Annotated in this window: 16 protein-coding genes; 10 read left to right on the top strand and 6 right to left on the bottom strand. The window is 71.6% G+C overall.

The window, feature by feature from the left end:
- Positions 1–21: 21 nt before the first annotated feature.
- The 3 genes from F6B42_RS01430 to F6B42_RS01440 form a co-directional block, all read right to left on the bottom strand.
- On the bottom strand, positions 22–1,209 hold the full coding sequence (locus F6B42_RS01430) for a glycoside hydrolase family 1 protein (protein ID WP_150417804.1): 1,188 nt from the start codon (positions 1,207–1,209) through the stop codon (positions 22–24).
- Positions 1,206–2,840, bottom strand: coding sequence for an alpha-amylase family glycosyl hydrolase (locus F6B42_RS01435; RefSeq protein WP_223878282.1), 1,635 nt, complete (start codon positions 2,838–2,840; stop codon positions 1,206–1,208). Before F6B42_RS01435 ends, F6B42_RS01430 begins: the two co-directional genes overlap by 4 nt.
- Before the next feature lie 90 nt (positions 2,841–2,930).
- Complete coding sequence (locus F6B42_RS01440; RefSeq protein WP_150417805.1) at positions 2,931–3,515, bottom strand: NAD(P)H-dependent oxidoreductase; 585 nt, start codon at positions 3,513–3,515, stop codon at positions 2,931–2,933.
- A 127-nt stretch (positions 3,516–3,642) separates the two neighbouring features.
- On the opposite strand from F6B42_RS01440, the gene F6B42_RS01445 reads away from it, so the two are divergent.
- The 7 genes from F6B42_RS01445 (at position 3,643) to F6B42_RS01475 (ending at position 12,120) form a co-directional block, all read left to right on the top strand.
- Entirely contained in the window at positions 3,643–4,683 is a 1,041-nt protein-coding gene (locus F6B42_RS01445) for a LacI family DNA-binding transcriptional regulator (protein ID WP_191089236.1), read from the top strand.
- A 60-nt stretch (positions 4,684–4,743) separates the two neighbouring features.
- Positions 4,744–6,447 carry an ABC transporter substrate-binding protein gene (locus F6B42_RS01450; protein ID WP_150417808.1) on the top strand — a complete coding sequence of 568 codons (1,704 nt, stop codon included), beginning with the start codon at positions 4,744–4,746 and terminating at the stop codon, positions 6,445–6,447.
- A gap of 3 nt (positions 6,448–6,450) precedes the next feature.
- The gene (locus tag F6B42_RS01455; RefSeq protein WP_150417810.1) at positions 6,451–7,437 is read left to right on the top strand and encodes an ABC transporter permease; all 987 of its coding nucleotides are present in this window, start codon (positions 6,451–6,453) and stop codon (positions 7,435–7,437) included.
- A gap of 67 nt (positions 7,438–7,504) precedes the next feature.
- The gene (locus F6B42_RS01460; protein WP_150417812.1) at positions 7,505–8,467 is read left to right on the top strand and encodes an ABC transporter permease; all 963 of its coding nucleotides are present in this window, start codon (positions 7,505–7,507) and stop codon (positions 8,465–8,467) included.
- Positions 8,464–10,170, top strand: coding sequence for an ABC transporter ATP-binding protein (locus tag F6B42_RS01465; RefSeq protein ID WP_150417814.1), 1,707 nt, complete (start codon positions 8,464–8,466; stop codon positions 10,168–10,170). The genes F6B42_RS01460 and F6B42_RS01465 overlap by 4 nt, the downstream gene beginning before the upstream one ends.
- Positions 10,167–11,477, top strand: coding sequence for a glucoamylase family protein (locus F6B42_RS01470; RefSeq protein ID WP_150417815.1), 1,311 nt, complete (start codon positions 10,167–10,169; stop codon positions 11,475–11,477). Before F6B42_RS01465 ends, F6B42_RS01470 begins: the two co-directional genes overlap by 4 nt.
- Positions 11,478–11,622: 145 nt before the next feature.
- On the top strand, positions 11,623–12,120 hold the full coding sequence (locus F6B42_RS01475; protein ID WP_150417816.1) for a DUF1990 family protein: 498 nt from the start codon (positions 11,623–11,625) through the stop codon (positions 12,118–12,120).
- Positions 12,121–12,293: 173 nt separating this feature from the next.
- Here F6B42_RS01475 and F6B42_RS01480 read toward each other — a convergent pair whose 3' ends face one another.
- On the bottom strand, positions 12,294–13,358 hold the full coding sequence (locus tag F6B42_RS01480) for a histidinol-phosphate transaminase (RefSeq protein WP_150417818.1): 1,065 nt from the start codon (positions 13,356–13,358) through the stop codon (positions 12,294–12,296).
- 71 nt (positions 13,359–13,429) lie between these two features.
- Between F6B42_RS01480 and F6B42_RS01485 the strand changes: the two genes are divergently transcribed.
- Complete coding sequence (locus tag F6B42_RS01485; protein ID WP_150417820.1) at positions 13,430–13,852, top strand: phage holin family protein; 423 nt, start codon at positions 13,430–13,432, stop codon at positions 13,850–13,852.
- Between the two features lie 40 nt (positions 13,853–13,892).
- Here F6B42_RS01485 and F6B42_RS01490 read toward each other — a convergent pair whose 3' ends face one another.
- Positions 13,893–15,203, bottom strand: coding sequence for an alpha/beta fold hydrolase (locus F6B42_RS01490; RefSeq protein WP_150417822.1), 1,311 nt, complete (start codon positions 15,201–15,203; stop codon positions 13,893–13,895).
- Positions 15,200–15,505 (bottom strand): hypothetical protein, encoded by a 306-nt coding sequence (locus F6B42_RS01495; protein ID WP_150417824.1) that lies wholly within the window; start codon positions 15,503–15,505, stop codon positions 15,200–15,202. Before F6B42_RS01495 ends, F6B42_RS01490 begins: the two co-directional genes overlap by 4 nt.
- Positions 15,506–15,649: 144 nt before the next feature.
- Here F6B42_RS01495 and F6B42_RS01500 point away from each other — a divergent pair, with 144 nt between their 5' ends.
- Together F6B42_RS01500 and purB are read left to right on the top strand one after the other, a co-directional pair.
- Entirely contained in the window at positions 15,650–16,126 is a 477-nt protein-coding gene (locus F6B42_RS01500; protein ID WP_150418616.1) for a low molecular weight protein-tyrosine-phosphatase, read from the top strand.
- Positions 16,127–16,150: 24 nt separating this feature from the next.
- Positions 16,151–17,533 (top strand): adenylosuccinate lyase, encoded by a 1,383-nt coding sequence (gene purB / locus F6B42_RS01505; protein WP_150417826.1) that lies wholly within the window; start codon positions 16,151–16,153, stop codon positions 17,531–17,533.
- The last annotated feature ends 26 nt before the right edge of the window (positions 17,534–17,559 follow it).

Genomic DNA, 17,559 nt, shown 5'->3' on the forward strand with positions numbered 1-17,559 from the left:
CATGCACCGCCGAGCGCCGCGTCAGGCCGCGGGCAGCACGTTCCGCCGGGCCAGGTCGCCGAGCCATCCGAGGCTCGGCTTGGCGGTGCGCTCGAACGTGTCGTGGTCGACGTGCACGAGGCCGAAGGTCGGGCGGTACGACCCCCACTCGTAGTTGTCGAGCAGCGACCAGTGCAGGTACCCGCGGATGTCGCACCCGTCGGCGACCGCCGAGGCGAGGCCCTGCAGCGCCCCCGTGGTGTAGTCGATCCGCCGCGCGTCGTCGGCGGTCGCCATGCCGTTCTCCGTCACGAGCATCGGGACGCCGCCGGTCACCTCGCGCGTATGACGGAGCGCGTGGCCGAGCGCCTCGGGGTAGTACTCCCACCCCGTGAGCGTCCGCTCGACGTCGTCCGGGAACGGCACCGGCCCGTCCGGCCCGATGATGGTCCGCAGGTACGACTGCACGCCGATGAAATCGTCGTTCCGGGCCTGCTCGAGGTAGAAGTCCTCGCGCCAGTAGCCCCACTCGTCGCGCTTGCGCTCGGAGCCCGGCAGCGCCTGATAGACCTGGTTCGCGACGGTCCATCCCGACTTCACGCCCCCGAAGCCGCGCAGCACCTCGGTCGCGGCGTGGTGGGCATCGGCGATCACGCGGGCGACGTGCGGAGAGGGCCCGGGGAAGTTGACGCCCTGCTCGGTGTCGATCTTCGCCTCGGTCTGGTTCACCATCATGTTCGGCTCGTTGATCGTCACGACCCACTCGACGTCGTCGAGGATCCGCGTCGCGGTCTCGGTGTATCGCCGGAACCGGTCGACGACGTCGTCGGCGTACCAGCCGCCGTCCCGTCCCTGCCAGCGCGGCACCGTGAAGTGGTGCAGCGTCACGACCGGTTCGACGCCGGCATCCCGGCACGTGTCGATCATGCGCCGGTAGTGATCGAGCTGAGCTCGCGAGACGACCCCCTTCTCGGGCTCGATCCGTGCCCACTCGATCGAGAACCGGTAGGCGCGCAGGCCCGAAGCCGCGAGGAGCGCGATGTCTTCGGGGTAGCGGTGATACGAGTCGCAGGCGTCGCCGGAGGGCTCGGCGACCGTCGTGTCGTCGGCGTACTCGAACTCCCAGTGGCTCGTGTTGACGTTGCCGCCCTCGATCTGGTGGGCGGCGGTCGAGGCCCCCCAGAGGAAACCGTCGGGGGCGCCGGTGGCCGGGCCGGTGTAGGTCGTCATGCGTCTGTCGTCCTCTCGTCGGGTTCGGTTCGGAGATCGACAACCGCGCACCCGAAGGCATCCAGATGCAGGATGCCGGCGGCATCCGTCCGCGCGCGGTGGCCGAGGATGATCGGCCCGCCGCCCGCCGCGAACGTGCGGGGCGTGGCCGAGGGGTTGAGGGCGACGAGAAGCGACCCGCCGCGGCGGTAGACGAACGGGTAGGCGGTCTCGAGGACCTCCACCTCGCTCCGGGCCGACAGCCGCGGATCGCTGCGGCGCAGCGCGATCGCGGCACGCACGAACGTCAGGAGCGAGTCCGGGTCGTCGCGCTGCGCCGCGACCGTGGGAGCGGCGGGATCGGGGTCGGCCGGCAGATATCGCGAGTCGGACGCGGCCCGCCCGAAGAGCTCGTCGTCACCCCAGGCCATCGGCGTCCGCGAGCCGGCTCGTTCGTAGGTCGGTCCGAGCGACGAGCCCTCGCGGGACTCGAGGCCGGGCACGTATCGCATGCCGATCTCGTCTCCGTAGTAGATCGCGGGCATCGCCGCCCAGGTGCAGACGAGCAGCAGCGACGGCCGCACCTGCTCGGCGGTGCGCTCTCCGCAGACGAGCCGGGAGAAGTCGTGGTTCGCGGTCGGCAGACCGGCGATGCCGACGCTTCCGGCCGCGGCGATCGCCTCGCGTGCTTCGGCGGCCGCCGCGACGAAATCCGCCGCGTCGCCCCGGCCGGCGGCATCCGCCCATGGCGCCCGGGCGGGCCACGCCTCGTGCACCGTTCCGGATCCGTTCTCGACGAGCGACTTCAGCGGGAGCCCGTCGGAGTCGCCGCCGAACTGCAGGAAGAAGTCGACGTCGAAGCCCGCCGGAACGGCGCGCGCGGGGTCGCCCCACTCCGACAGCAGGATGCGGCCGGGGTGGTGGTGGTCGAGGCGTCGGTGCACCTCGTGCCACAGCTTCGCCGTCTCGACGTGCCCGGGATCGTCCTTGACGAGGGAGGCGGCCATGTCGACGCGGAAGCCCGCGACCCCGCGGTCGTACCAGTGGCGGACGATCTCGACGAGGGCGTCACGATTGCGGCGGGGGCCCTCGGCGTCGACGGGCTGGCGCCACGGCTCGTCGCGATCGGGCCGGGCGTAGCCGAAGTTCAGCGCGGGCTGGAAGTCGAAGAAGTTCGGCCGATAGAACCCTCGATCACCCGACGGCACCGGCACGAACCCCTCGGCCGCGACCGGACTGAACACGTACCGGCCGTCGCCCTCGTCGCCGAGCGCCCGCGCGAACCACGGGTGCTCGTCGGAGGTGTGGCCGGCGACGAGGTCGAGCACGATCCCGATCCCCCTCCGGTTCGCCTCATCGAGCAGCCGGTCCATCGCCGCATCGCCGCCGTAGCGCTCGGCGACGCGCTGGAAGTCCGCGACGTCGTAGCCGCCGTCGCGGAAGGGCGAGACGAACACGGGGTTCAGCCACACGGCGTCGACGCCGAGCCAGGCGAGGTAGTCGAGGCGTGCCGCGACGCCGTCGAGGTCGCCCATCCCGTCGCCGTCGGCGTCGGCGAAGCTCTGCGGGTAGACCTGGTACAGCACGATCCGGTCGAGGCGGTCGGCGAGCAGCGGTGTCGTCATCGCGGGGTCCTCCTGCAGCGGTGCCATCGATCTGGCGGCAGACGCTACCCGATGTATCCGGTTACATCCACCCCCGGAGCCGTCGCGGGCCGCGAATCACAGGTCGCGCCGCGCGGATCACCCCCGGATCGCGCCCGCGACCTCGGCGACGACGGCGTCCAGCCGTGCGGCGACACCCTCGCTCTCGGATTCGTGCAGGAACGCCGTGACTCCCCGGCGGCTGCCGCAGTAGTCGACGATGCCGTTCTCGATCTGCGTGCGCAGCGACGTGTCGTACCCCCGCCGGTCGTAGAGAGCGGCATCCGACGCGGCGATCGGGACGAGATGCGTCGTCAGTCGCTGCATCCCGGGGCGGATGCTGTCGCCCTCCCCGACACCGAAAGCCCACCCGTTGACGAACACGCGGTCGATCCAGCCCTTCAGCAGCGCGGGCATCGACCACCAGTAGACGGGGAACACCAGGACGAGGTGGTCCGCCCGGTCGATCCGGGCCATCTCGGCGGCGACATCGCCCGGATACTCGCCCGCGACGACGTACGAACGGCGATCGGCGAGGGTGAAGCGGGGGTCGAAGCCCTCGGCGGCGAGGTCGGCGACCTCGACCGGCTCATGCGCCGCCGAGAGGTCCTCCGCGAGGCGGGTGGCGACGGCGTGCGTGAGCGACGACGGATCGGGATGAGCGGTGACGATGAGCGTGGACACCCGTCCCATCCTTCCCGGACTCCGAGAGCGAGGGGTTGATGTAACCGGATACACGGCGTATGGTCGGCTCGTGTATCCGGTTACATCGCCGGGTGCTCGAGCGATCAGCACGAGGAGGTGCGCGCAGATGACCGAATCGCAGCGCGGCGCGAGCCGCCGGCATCCGTCGAACACGTCGACCCGCCCGACGATCCGAGACATCGCCCGCGAGGCCGGCGTCTCGGTCGCGACCGTCTCGCGCGTGACGCACGACGATCCGCGGGTCATCAGCGAGACCAAGCAGCGCGTGCAGCGCGCCATCGACCGTCTCGGCTACCGCCCCTCGGCCCTCGGCCGCGCGCTGTCGTACCAGCGCACCAGCACGCTGGGCATCGTGCTCCCGGGCCTCGGCGGCCCCTACTTCGCGCAGCTGATCGAGGGCGCCGAATCCGTCGCCGTCCAGCGCGGCGTCGTCATCAACGTGCTCGGCACGCACCTGCGACCGGATGCCGCGGACGCCGTGCGCCGGCTCGCCGAACGCACCGACGGACTCATCATCGCGGGCGGCACCCTGCCCGACGACGAGCTCGCCGCCCTCGCCGCCACCGGCCGCGTCATCGTCGTCGCCGGCGAGGTCGAGGGGGCGCCGACGGTCGTCACCGACGGCCGTCGCGCCGCCGCGGAGCTGACGTCCCACCTCGCCGACGTGCACGGCTACCGCCGGATGCGCTTCGTCGGCGAGCCCGACGGCTCTCCCGACACCGCCTGGCGGTACGCCGGCTTCTGCGACGCCCTCGCCGAGCGCGGCCTCACCGAGGCGGGCGAGCCGCTCCGCCTCGGCCTCGATGTGCGCAGCGGCGCGGTCGCCGCGCGCCTGCTCCACGACGAGGCCGACCTGCCCGACGCCCTGGTCTGCGCGAACGACGAGCTCGCGATCGGCATGCTCGCGACGCTGCCGGGGCTCGGCCACCGGATCCCCGCGGACGTCGCGGTGACCGGCTTCGACGACCAGTCGCTCGCCGAGATCGCCTCGCCGCGACTGACGACGGTCTTCCAGCCGACCGCCGAGCTCGGCGCCCGCGCCGCCGCCGGCGCCCTCGGCGACCCGATCGACGACAACACGATCCTGCCGACGCGCCTTGTCGTGCGGGAATCGTGCGGTTGCGAGCCGGAGCACGCTCCGAACTGATCACCACCGCGACCGGCCCGCGCAGGTCCGGCCGCATCGAGGGAACGAGGAGGTTCCACGATGAGGACACGCACGAGAGCGGCTGTCAGCGCAGCCGCCGTCACGGCGCTGCTCGCGACGTCCGCGTGCGCGAACGTCGGGCTCGTCCCCCCGCCGCCGGCGGAGGAGGGCATGATCGCCGAGATCCGGATGCCGTCCGAGGCCGGCGGATCGGTGCAGGGACTGCTCAACTACAACTGGCTCTCCCCCAACGCGACGGTCCAGAGCTGGCTGTTCGAGCCGCTCATGATCCGCGACCGCTTCACCTGCGAGGCCGTGCCGTGGCTCGCGACCGGCTACGAGTGGGAGCAGCCCGACCGGCTCGTGATGACCCTGCGCGAAGGCGTCGAATGGAGCGACGGCGAGCCCTTCACGGCAGACGACGTCGTCTACACCTTCATGGTCGGCAAGGAGTACCCCGCCGCCGACAAGGCCGGGCTCTGGGGCGACTTCTTCGGCGCCCCGGCCGAGAGCGTCACGGCGCAGGACGACCACACCGTCGTCTTCGACTTCGCCGGGGCCGCCGTGCCGAAGACCGACGCGATCCTGCAGACGACGAAGATCCTCCCCGAGCACATCTACGCGCCCCACGGCGACCCGACACTGTTCGTCGACGAGCAGGGCATCGCCACCGGCCCCTTCACCCCCGAGTCCTACAACGGGCGCCGGCTCGTCCTCGAGCGCAACGAGAACTACTGGAACGCCGACGAGATCAAGGTCCAGCGCCTGTCGCTCGAGGGTCAGTACGACGCGAACTCCGGCGCGCTGAAGCTGCGCAGCGGCGCGCTCGACCTGTACCGCGGGGATATCCCCAATCCGAACCGCTCGGTGGTCGCACCAGACCCCGAGAACGCGCACTTCTTCTACCCGCCGGACGCGACTACCGTGCTCGCGCTGAACACCGAACGCCCGGTGCTGAACGACCGGAACTTCCGCGAGGCGTTCGCCTACGCGCTCGACCGCGATGCGCTCAGCCAGCGGGCGAGCTTCGGCATCATGGAGCCGGCGAGCCAGACGATGCTGCTGCTGCCCTTCCAGGAGCAGGACATCCCCGAGAAGTGGCGCGGTCGGGAGTTCATCCCCTACGACCCCGACCGCGCGAACGAACTGCTCGACGCCGCCGGCTACCCGCGCGGCGACGACGGCTGGCGGGTCGACGAGAGCGGTCAGCCGCTGTCGTTCGTCTTCAGCGTCCAGGCCGGCTGGATGGACGTCATCGCGATGGCCGACGTCGTCGCCCGCAACGCCGCCGACGTCGGTGTGCAGGTGCGGATGGTCACGACCGACCCCAACGCCATCGAGGGCATGCAGAAGGCCGGCGACTTCGACATGACCGTCGACTTCGTCAGCGGCGGGTGCCAGCGCGCCCGCGACCTCGGGGCCAAGCTGCAGAGCTCGCAGATCTCGAGCGAGCAGGAGCTGCTGCTGAACCGCGCGCGGTACGTCGACCCCGAGATCGACGCGCTCGTCGAGGAGTGGACGAACACCACCGATGACAGCCGCACGGCCGAGATCGAGGGCCGGATCATGGATGTCTTCATGACCGAGTTCCCCTACATCGCGCTGCAGTACGCACCCAGCCGACTCATCTACCGCACGAACAACGCGGTCGGCTGGCCGAGCGACGAGAACCCCTACCCGGTCGACCAGCTGATCCGCATCGCACCCGAGCTGCGCCCTCCCGGCGCGACGGATGCCGGAGCCGCCGGCGACGCGGAGGACTGAGCGATGGTCTACTACGCGCGCAAGACCGGCTACTTCCTGCTCACCCTGTGGGCGGCGATCACGCTGAACTTCATCATCCCGCGCCTGCAGCCCGGCGACCCGGCCGAGATCATGGTGCGTCAGCTCAACGGGCAGGGCGAGATCGACCCGGCGCAGGTCGCCGCGGTCAAGACGATGCTCGGCTACTCGAACGACAACGTCTTCGTGGCCTACGTCGACTACCTCAGGCAGCTCGCCTCGGGAGACCTCGGGACGTCGTTCACGTACTTCCCCTACCCCGTCGCCGAGGTCATCGGCCAGGCGCTGCCCTGGACCCTCGTCCTCGTGGGACTGACCCAGGTGCTCTCGTTCGTGCTCGGCACCCTGCTCGGCGCGGTCGCGGCCTGGCGGCGCAACAGCCGGTTCGACGCGACGATCTCGGTCGGCTCGACCTTCGTCGGCAACCTGCAGTCGGTGTGGATCGGCCTCATCGTCCTGTTCGTCTTCGCCTACACGCTCGGGTGGTTCCCGGCATCCGGCGGCTACGGCTACACGACGCCGGGGCTCTCGCCGCTGCACATCGCCGACGTCGTCTCGCACGGGTTCCTGCCCGCGCTGACGCTCATGGTCACGGCGCCCATCGGGTTCATCCTCTCGATGCGCAACACGATGGTGCAGGTGCTCGGCGAGGACTACATCCGCCTCGGCGCCGCGGCCGGACTCAAGGGACGCACTCTCGCGCTCGGCTACGCCGCCCGCAACGCCCTGCTGCCGGTCGTCACCGGGTTCGCCCTGTCGCTCGGCGTCCTGATGGGCGGCTCGATCCTCATCGAGACGGTGTTCGACTACCCCGGCATGGGACGCCTTATGGGCGAGGCGACCTCGAACCGCGACTTCCCCCTGATGCAGGCGATCCTGCTCGCGACGATCGTCATCGTCCTGACGGCGAACTTCATCGTCGACCTCATCTATCCGCTCATCGATCCGCGGGCCCGCCGGGCCAAGGCGTGAAAGGCAGGTGACAGCCATGTCTCCCTCCGGAATGTCCGATGAGACCCCCCTCCCCCAGCCGGCGTCCATGCCGCAACCGGCCCGCATCGAGCCGGAGCGCACGCAGCCGACCCGCACCTTCCGCCGGCGCCTGACCGACGACGACGCGTCGACGAAGGAGGTCGTCGCGATCGTCCGCCCCGCGCGTTGGTACGCGGTGATCTGGTCGAGCCGCAAGGCCCGCGTGGGCATCGTGATGCTCGCGGTGTTCCTGCTCGTCGCGATCTTCGCCGACCTGCTCTCGCCCTACCGGCCGACCGATGCGACGTTCGCCCCGGCGCAGGATCCGAGCTGGGCCCACTGGATGGGCACCAACACCCTCGGCTACGACATCTGGACGCAGCTCGTCCACGGCACGCGGCTCTCGTTCGCGATCGGCGTGCTGGGAGGTCTGGCCACGATCGTCATCGCGATCGTCGTGGGCCTGCTCGCGGGCTACCGCGAGGGAGGCCTGCTCGACGACGTGCTGTCGTTCCTGACGAACCTCGCACTCGTGATCCCGGTGCTGCCGCTCATGATGGTGATCGTCGCCTACAGCGAGACCCGCGGCCTCGGACTCCTCGTGTTCGTCATCGCGATCACGAGCTGGGCGGGCGCCTCGCGCGAGATGCGGTCGCTCATCATCTCGATGCGCAACCGCGACTACGTCACCGCCGCGCGGTTCGGCGGCGACGGGATGCTGCGCATCGTCTTCCGCGAGATCATGCCGAACATGTCGTCCCTCATCGTGTCGGGCTTCATCGGCGCGGCGACGGCGGCCATCGCGGCCGAGGCCGGCCTGTCGTTCATGGGCTTCGGCGATCCGAACACCGTCAGCTGGGGCCAGATGCTCGCCCAGGCCAACGCCAACGGCGCCCTCGTCCAGGGCCTGTGGGTGTGGCTCGTCGCCCCGGGCGTGATGCTGGCGCTGCTCATGACGTCGCTGACGTTCGTGAACTTCGGCGTCGACATGCTGAGCAACCCGCACCTGCGCGAAGAGGAGAAGTCATGACCGCCGCATCCGTTCTGCCAGGCGCATCCGTTCTGAACGTCCACGACCTGTCGGTGCAGTACCGGCCGAAGCTCGGTCCCGCCCTCGACGCCGTCAAGCACGTGTCGCTGCAGGTGGCCCCGGGCGAGTTCGTCGGCCTCGCCGGGGAGTCGGGCTCGGGCAAGACGACCTTCGCGCAGGCCGTGCTCCGGCTGCTGCGGAGCCCGGGGCACATCACCGGCGGCTCCATCCGCTGGGGCGACCGGGACGTCACGACGCTCGACGAGGACGAGCTGCGGCCGCTCCGGTGGTCGTACGTGTCGACGGTGTTCCAATCGAGCATGAACTCGCTCAACCCCGTCGTGCGGGTGCGGAAGATGTTCGAGGACATCCTCGCCGAGCACACCGGCGCCGGCGCCGCGGCCTCCCGCGAACGCGCCGAGGAGCTGTTCGACCTCGTGAGGGTCGACGCGCGCTTCCTCGACATGTTCCCGCACGAGCTCTCGGGCGGAATGAAGCAGCGCGTGAACCTCGCGCTCGCGCTGGCCCTGAAGCCGCAGCTCGTGCTCTTCGACGAGCCGACCACGGGACTCGATGTCGTCGTGCAGAAGTCAATCCTCGACAAGATCCGCGAGCTGCAGGAGCGGGAGCGCTTCGGCGCGATCCTCATCACGCACGACATGGGCACGCTCCTCGACTTCGCCGATCGCGTGGCGGTCATGTACGAGGGCGAGATCGTCGAGGACATCAGCGCTCAGGATGCCGTGACCAGCGGCCCGCGGCATCCGTACTCGATCCACCTGGTCGGGTCCTACGCGGAACTCCTCGGCGAGGACGTCACCGGCTACTCCGGCGCCGAACTCGAGACGCCCGCCGAGGTGTCGGACGAGGCGCCGGTCGAGCACGCGCCGATCATCGAGGTCGAGGACCTGCACCGCCGGTTCTCGAAGCGGCAGGGTCTGCGCACCGAGCACGTCGACGCCGTGAAGGACGTCTCGTTCACACTCCGCGAAGGCGAGGTGACGGCCCTCGTCGGCCAGTCCGGATCGGGCAAGTCGACCATCGCCCGCATCCTCACGCGCATCGACGATCCGACGTCGGGCTCGGTGCGGTACTACGGCCGGGCCGACGGGCAGCCGCACGACATCACGGCCCTGCGCGGCCGGCTCGCCCGCGAGTACCGGCGGAACGTGCAGTACGTCTTCCAGGACCCGTATGCCGCGCTCAATCCGACCCTCACCGTCGGCTACTCGCTCGCGAGGCCGCTGGCGAACTTCCTGCACGTCGGAAGGCGCGAGGCGGTCGAGCGATCGGCGAGCCTGCTCGAGCAGGTCGGGCTCACCCCGGCCGGCCGCTACCTCGGGCGCCTGCCGCACGAGCTCTCGGGCGGGCAGCGTCAACGCGTCGTGATCGCACGGGCGCTCGCGGCCGAACCGCGACTCGTCGTGGCCGACGAGCCGATCGCGAGCCTCGACGTGTCGATCCGCGCCGAGATCCTCGAGGTGCTGCAGTCGCTCGTCGCCGATCACGGCGTCGGGATGCTCTACATCACCCACGACCTGCTGTCGGCGAAGAGCCTCGCCAACCACGCCCTCGTGCTGCGCGGTGGTGAGCTCATCGAGTCCGGCCCCGCCGCCGAGGTCATCGACAACCCGCAGGCCGAGTACACCCGGCAGCTGCTGGATGCCATCCCCAACCCTTTCGAGAAGAGGACCGCCGCGTGAGCACCCCCCGTCCCGCGTCCGCCCCGAGCGCCCCGACCGCCCCGCTGCCCGATGACATCCGAGAGCTGACCGAACGCGAGGTCGACGCCTCGATCCGCTGGCTCTGGCAGCACGCGACCGCCGACCTCGACAGCCCCGGCTGCGGGCTCGTGCTCGACCGCGACGACCTGCCGGGAGTCGCCACCGTCGCCGCGACGGGCTTCGCGCTCGCGGCCTGGTGCGTCGGTGTCGAGCGCGGCGTCCTCGCGCGCGATGCCGTGCGCGACCGCGTCGCCGCGACCCTCCGCACCCTCGAGGAGTCGGTGCCCCAGCGCGGCGGGTTCCTCGCGCACTTCGTCGACGCCGGCACCGGGGAGCGGCAGGGGCGGTCGGAGTACTCGACCATCGACACGACCCTGGCCCTGTGCGGTGCTGTCGCCGCGGCATCCTTCTTCGACGGCGACGGCGACGCCGGGCGCGGGATCGCCGACCGCGTCGACCGGCTGCTCGGGCGCATCGACTGGAACTGGATCATCGACGACTCCGGCGAAAGGACCGTCGTGCGCATGGCCTGGGTCGCCGACCGCGAAGACGACTACGCCGACGGCGCCGACGATGCCGGTTTCGTCAGCGCCTGGTCGATGACGGCCGAGCAGCTGCCGATGTATCTGCTCGCCGCGGGGCACGACGCCGTCTCGGCCGACCTCGCGCGCGATCTCTGGCGCGGCTTCGACAAGCCGGTCGGCGCGTACGGCGGCCACGCGTGCGTGCACGAGCCCGCAGGCACGCTGTTCACGTACCACTTCCCGCTCGCGTTCTATCCCTTCCAGCGTGTGCGCGACCTCGACGGACGCGACTGGTGGGCCAACGCCCGTGAAGCGTCGCTGGCCTCGAAGGCCTGGTGCGCCGATCAGTCCGACCGGTGGCGGACGTTCGCGAGCGGGCTGTGGGGACCCGCCGCGGGGCTCGGGCCCGGCGGTTACGTGGTGAACGGCGCGCGACCGGCGCTGCGCGAACCGCACGTCGACGGGACGGTGCCGCCGGTGTCGCTGTTCGGCGCGCTGCAGCTCGCTCCCGACGACGTGAGCCCGGCGCTGCGCGTGCTGCGCGACGAGCACCCGGAGGCGTGGAACGAGTGGGGCGCCACGGACGGTGTGAACCTCGAGGGCGAGGAGCCCTGGTACGCCGCACCGCGCTACGGGCTGAACAAGGGGGCGACGGCGCTGCTCGGTGCCGCCGCGCTCGGATCCACCCTCGTGTGGGACGCGTTCTCCCGGCATCCGTGGATCGCCCGCGGCGCCGACAAGCTCGGCTTCACGCCCGCCTGACCCCCGCCGCGCCCCGCCGTGCCCCGCCGTGCCGTGCCGCGATGCAAGGGATCAAGGGCGACACCCCGCGCCGGCCGCCTCGGGACCGGGGTGTCGCCGCGGAATCCTTGCATCCGCGTACGCGCCGCGGTGGGATGCTGGGCGCATGAGCCTGCCGCACCGTGACGAGTGGAACGCCGCGCCGGGCGGCTTCCGCAGGTTCGAGAGAACCGTGCGGGTGGGGACGGGGGATGCCGCGTGGCGACGTGCCCGTGGCGACCTGCTGGCCTGGCGGGTCAAGACGCGCTCCGGATTCCGGGTGGTCCCCGACGACGTGCCCGCGGCCGTCGGCGGACGACACTGGCTCGAGGCCGGCGTCGGCCGGTTCTTGCTCCGCGAGCCTGTCGCGGTCGTCGCGGTCGTCGACGAGCCCGATCGCGTGGGATACGTGTACCTCGCGCTCCCCGGCCATCCGCTGGAGGGCGAGGAGACGTTCCTCCTCACCCGCCGCGGCGACGAGGTGCTGTTCACCCTGCGGTCGCGGTCGCGACCGGCGCCGTCGCGGTTCTGGCGCCTCGCCTATCCGGCGGTCCGGGTCGTGCAGGTGGTGGTGCGCCGCCGCTACCTGCGCGCGCTCCGGCGCCGCGGCCACGGCGGCGGGTAGCCCCGAGGCGGCCGACGGGCCGAGGTCGGCCGGCGGACCGCGATGCACGGCATCGGGGCCGACGCGCCGCGGGATCGACATCCCGCTCGGGGTGTCGCCGCAGATCCCTTGCATCGCGGCACGCGCAGACGCGTCCGCGCGGCCGACCGACCGGGGCGACAGGCGCCGCCGGGTCAGCGGACGACGGATGCCGCGGCGGCCAGGATGCCGGCCGTCGACTCCTCTTCGCCGATCGAGATGCGCACGCCGTCGCCGGCGAACGCGCGGACGATGAGTCCCGCGGCGTCGAAGGCCTCGGCGACCTCCAGCGCCCGCTCGCCGACGGGGAGCCAGACGAAGTTGCCCTGCGCGACCGGCACGTCCCAGCCCGCGGTGCGCAGCGCCTCGGCGAGCGCGTCACGCCGCTTCGCGATGTGCCGCACGCGTTCGAGCAGCTCATCCTCGGCGTCGAGGCTCGCGAGCGCGGCCTCCTCGGCCTGGGCCGTCACCGAGAGCGGGATGCCGGTGCTGCGGGCGGCGTCGAGGATGCGGTGGTCGCCGATCGCGTAGCCGACGCGCAGGCCCGCGAGACCATAGGCCTTCGAGAAGGTGCGCAGCACGACGACGTTCGCGTGGCCGGCGCCGAGGACCGCGGCTCCGGTCACGGCGTCGGGGTCGGTCACGAACTCGGCGTACGCCTCGTCGAGCACGATCAGGACGTCACCCGGAACCCGGGCGACGAAGGCGTCGAACGCGGCCTGCGACACCACCGGACCGGTGGGGTTGTTCGGGCTGCAGACGATGATCATGCGCGTGCGGTCGGTGACGGCATCCGCCATCGCGTCGAGGTCGTGCCCCGCGTCGGCGGTCAGCGGCACCGGGACGGCCGTCGCGCCGGCGACGGCGGCCAGTCCCGGGTATGCCTCGAACGAGCGCCAGGCGAACATGATCTCGTCGCCCGGACCGCTCGTCGCCGAGGCGAGCTGGTAGAGGATCGACACCGATCCGGCAGCGACGTGCACCCCGTCGGGTGCCACCGCGTACCGGTCGGCGAGGCGCGCACGCAGCCGTGCCGCCGAGGCGTCGGGGTAGCGGTTGAACGTCGTCGCCGCGCGCACGGCCTCGACGACGCCGGGCAGCGGGTCGAACGGGTTCTCGTTGCTCGACAGCTTGAACGCGTCGGCGGAGGCCTGACGCCCCTGGCGGTAGGCGGGCAGCGCCGCGATCTCGGGTCGGATGCGCACGGGCAGGTCGGTCACAGCGCGAGTCTACGGAGTGCGCGTGTCGAGCGGATGCCGCGCCTCGGCCGCCGTGGCAGACTGGCGGCACTATGAGCCTCATCATCCGGCTGATCGTCAACGCCTTCGCGATCTGGATCGTCACGCTCATCCCGGCGCTGCAGGTGAGCGTCATCGCGTTCCCGCCGGGCGGCGACCTGCAGCTCGTCCTCACGCTGCTGCTCATCGCGCTCATCTTCGGACTCGTCAACGCGATCGTGGGGACGGTCGTGAAGCTGCTCGCGTTCCCGCTCTACATCCTCACGCTCGGCCTCATCTCCTTCGTGATCAACGGCTTCCTGCTGTGGCTCACCGGCTGGGTCACCTCGGGATGGGATTGGGGTCTGCGCATCGGCGACTTCTGGCTCGCCGTCCTGGCCGCGATCGTCATCGGTCTCATCAACTGGGTCGCGGGCATGTTCTTCCGCCCGAGCGCGGACGCGCGCGCTGCGCGCCGCTCGCGCCGGCACGACTGACGACGCGACTGACGGCGTCCCGGCCGACGAGCACGCGGTCTCAGCCCGACCGCCGGGCGTGGAAGAGCGTGGTGGTGGCGCGGCTCGCCCCGCCGAATGAGGCGAGCAGGCCGTGGATCTGCGCCACCCGCGGATCCCCGGAACCGTCGACGAACGCGGCCGTCGCCCGGTAGGCGTCGACGCCGTGGGCGCCGAGCCCGACGTCGCCCGGCGATCCGCCCGGATCGGCCACACGCTCGGCGACGAAGCTGCCCGGCGCGCCGGTGCCCGCCGGATGCCCGCCCGACTGCAGCGCCGGAACCGGGTCGTCGGTGTGACGCAGCGTGATGTCGATCGTGTCGGCGGGCGGGTCCACGTGAACCGGCGATCCGAGGGTCACGACGGCCGCCACGGCGAACTCGCTCTCCAGCGCGAGGCGCGCCACGGCGGCGCCGCCCTGCGAATGGCCGACCGCGAGCACGGTGTCGCCGGGCTTCGCCCCCGCCTCGCGCAGCGCCGCGGCGACGGCCTCGACCGACGCCGCCCGCTGCCCGGTGTAGAGGTCGATGTTGGATGCCATGTCCATCGGTTCGTCGCCGCCGAAGCCGAGCGGCGCACGGGTTCCTGCGACGTACACCGCGAAGCGCTGCGCGCCGCCCGGATCGACGTAGCGCTCCACCCGGATCTGCTCGTCGCGATCCTGCGGGATGCGCGCGGCGAGGTCGGCGAGATCCACCGGAGCGGATGCCGGCGGCGCCGCGACCCGCTCGAGATCGACGCTCGGAACGGGACCCGCCGAGCGCTCGGCCCGCTCCACCCGGCCGAGACCGAGCACGCCCGCCAACCCGAGGACGGAGCCCGAGACCAGCGGGGCGACGAACCCGATCAGCCCGAAGCCCGCCCCGGCCTGCGCGATCTGCAGCTCGAGCTCGAGATGGCGGCGGAAGGGCCACGCGGCGGCGAGGACGTCCGCTCGGGCGGCGGCCTCCGGCATCCGCTCGCGCGCCTCCGCCAGTCGTCGTTCGAGGACGAACAGGGCGCGCACGTCCCCACCCGCCGTCCCCGCGGCGCGCGCCGCCTCCAACTCGAGGATCTCGTACACGTCGGCCATCTCGCGAAGGCCCGCAGCGAGCCGACCGGCGGCGTGCACGGTGTCGGCGAGGGCGCGGACGACGCTTCCGCCGATCTCGACGGGGCTCCAGGCCGTCTCCGGGTGCCAGGCGAGTTCGATCGTCACCGACTCGACCTCGCGCTGGAGCGCGTCGAGCTCTCCGGCGAGGGCCGCGAGCTCGAGAGCAGCCTCCCGGAGCTCGGCGGTGTCGACGGCGACGATTCCGCCGGAGCGGATGTCGATCCCGTCCGCGCCGGTCACCGGACCGACCGACGAAGCAGCTCACCCTGCATCTCGAGGCGCGCGACGACGGACCGCAGCTCGTCATCGAAGGCCTCCAGGTGCGCGGCGCTCTCGTCGAGGCGATCGCGCCACGACGCCAGTCCCTCGCGGTACGCGTCGGCGGCGCGAGCCCGCCAGGCGGTCGCGACCGCGAGAACCGCCCCGGCGCGCCGGATCCCCTCGAGATCGCGTCGGACGCGGGAGAGCCGCGCGCGTGCGCGGACCGCCGTGTCGAGGACATCGTCCGAGGAATGCTCGCGGGCTGAGGTTTCACGTGACACCCTCCCCACCCTGACGAGCGCCGCGCTCGCGGGTGCCCGGACGGCGTATCGCTGTGCGCCGATCGTCACAGATCGTGCCTGTGCAGGAAACGCGGCATCCCCCACAATGGGACGGTGACCCGACGCGACGACCCCTTCCGCGTCATGTTCGTCTGCACGGGCAACATCTGCCGATCGCCGATGGCCGACGTGGTGTTCCGCTGGTTCGTGGAGCAGTCCGGTCTCGGCGACCGCGTCGCGTCCGCGAGCGCCGGAACCGGCGACTGGCACGTCGGCGAGCCCGCCGACGCGCGAACGCTCGCCGCACTCGAGCGACGCGGCTTCGACGGCGGACGCCATCGGGCCCGCCGGTTCACCCTCGTCGACTTCGACCGGTTCGACCTGATCGTGGCTCTCGACCGGTCGCACGAACGCGTGCTCGCGAACTGGGCGCGGACGACCTCGGATGCCGACAAGGTCAGTCTGCTGCTGTCGTTCGACCCGCAGGCGGCCGGCAACCTCGATGTCCCCGACCCCTACTACGCCGACGCCGGAATGTTCGATGAGGTGCTCGGTATGATCGAGAGCGCGAGCCGGGCGCTCTTCCGGCAGCTCGAACCCGCGATCCGCACCACGTCCTGAGCGCCCGTCAACGAACGGAGCCTCGTGACCTCTCTGCCCCCGCAGCCCCTCAGCCCCCTCGACGGACGCTACGCCGCCGCCGTCGGCTCGCTCGCCGACTACCTCTCCGAGGCAGGCCTGAACCGCGCCCGCGTCGAGGTGGAGGTCGAGTGGATCATCGCGCTGACCGACCGCTCGCTGTTCGGAAGCGCGCCGCTCTCCGACGAGCAGAAGACCGAGCTGCGCCGGCTGTACCGCGACTTCGGCCAGACCGAGATCGACTGGCTCTCGGCGAAGGAGGCGGTCACCCGCCACGACGTCAAGGCCGTCGAGTACCTCGTCCGCGACCGTCTGTCGGCCCTGGGGCTCGACGCGATCGCCGAACTCACGCACTTCGCGTGCACGAGCGAGGACATCAACTCGGCCTCCTACGCCCTCACCGTCAAGCGCGCCGTCGACAGCGTCTGGCTCCCGAAGCTCCACGCCGTCATCGAGGCGCTGGGCGACCTGGCGCGCGAGCACCGGGACGCCCCGATGCTCTCGCGCACCCACGGCCAGCCCGCGACTCCCTCGACGATGGGCAAGGAGATCGCGGTGTTCGCGTGGCGCCTCGCCCGCGTCGCGCGGCAGATCGAGGGCGGGGAGTACCTCGCGAAGTTCTCGGGCGCGACCGGCACCTGGTCGGCCCACCTCGCCGCCGAGCCCGACGTCGACTGGCCCGAGCTGTCGCGCTCGTTCATCGAGGGCCTCGGCGTCGACTTCAATGTCCTGACGACGCAGATCGAGTCTCACGACTGGCAGGTCGAGCTCTACGACCGCGTGCGTCACGCCGGCGGCATCCTGCACAACCTCGCCACCGACGTCTGGACGTACATCTCGCTCGGCTTCTTCGCGCAGATCCCCGTCGCCGGTGCGACGGGCTCGTCGACGATGCCGCACAAGATCAACCCGATCCGCTTCGAGAACGCCGAGGCCAACCTCGAGATCTCGGGCGGATTGTTCTCGACCCTCGCCTCGACGCTCGTCACGAGCCGGATGCAGCGCGACCTCACCGACTCGACGACGCAGCGCAACATCGGGGTCGCCTTCGGCCACTCGCTGCTGGCCCTCGACAACCTCCAGCGCGGACTCACCGAGATCTCGCTGTCGCGCGACGTGCTGCTCGCCGACCTCGACGCGAACTGGGAGGTCCTCGCCGAGGCGATCCAGACCGTCGTCCGCGCCGAGATCGCGGCGGGGCGCTCGCAGATCACCGATCCCTACGCACTGCTGAAGGACCTCACGCGCGGCCGGCGCGTCGGGGCCCCCGAGCTCGCGGAGTTCGTGCGCGGACTCGACATCGGCGACGCCGCGAAGGAGCGCCTGCTGGCGCTCACGCCCGCGGGTTACGCCGGTCTCGCCGACGAGCTCGTCGACCGCCTGGGCTGACCCCCTGTCGCGGCGGGGCGCCGGAG

The sequence above is a fragment of the Microbacterium radiodurans genome, assembly GCF_008710705.1.
In the GTDB taxonomy this organism is placed as follows: Bacteria; Actinomycetota; Actinomycetes; order Actinomycetales; family Microbacteriaceae; genus Microbacterium; species Microbacterium radiodurans.

What these genes read in the sequence shown, in the direction of transcription:
- F6B42_RS01430 (WP_150417804.1), bottom strand. Translation starts at nt 1,209, where the DNA reads ATGACGACCTACACCGGCCCGGCCACCGGCGCCCCCGACGGTTTCCTC.
- F6B42_RS01435 (WP_223878282.1), bottom strand. Translation starts at nt 2,840, where the DNA reads ATGGCACCGCTGCAGGAGGACCCCGCGATGACGACACCGCTGCTCGCC.
- F6B42_RS01445 (WP_191089236.1), top strand. Translation starts at nt 3,643, where the DNA reads ATGACCGAATCGCAGCGCGGCGCGAGCCGCCGGCATCCGTCGAACACG.
- F6B42_RS01450 (WP_150417808.1), top strand. Translation starts at nt 4,744, where the DNA reads ATGAGGACACGCACGAGAGCGGCTGTCAGCGCAGCCGCCGTCACGGCG.
- F6B42_RS01455 (WP_150417810.1), top strand. Translation starts at nt 6,451, where the DNA reads ATGGTCTACTACGCGCGCAAGACCGGCTACTTCCTGCTCACCCTGTGG.
- F6B42_RS01460 (WP_150417812.1), top strand. Translation starts at nt 7,505, where the DNA reads ATGCCGCAACCGGCCCGCATCGAGCCGGAGCGCACGCAGCCGACCCGC.
- F6B42_RS01465 (WP_150417814.1), top strand. Translation starts at nt 8,464, where the DNA reads ATGACCGCCGCATCCGTTCTGCCAGGCGCATCCGTTCTGAACGTCCAC.
- F6B42_RS01475 (WP_150417816.1), top strand. Translation starts at nt 11,623, where the DNA reads ATGAGCCTGCCGCACCGTGACGAGTGGAACGCCGCGCCGGGCGGCTTC.
- F6B42_RS01485 (WP_150417820.1), top strand. Translation starts at nt 13,430, where the DNA reads ATGAGCCTCATCATCCGGCTGATCGTCAACGCCTTCGCGATCTGGATC.
- F6B42_RS01500 (WP_150418616.1), top strand. Translation starts at nt 15,650, where the DNA reads ATGTTCGTCTGCACGGGCAACATCTGCCGATCGCCGATGGCCGACGTG.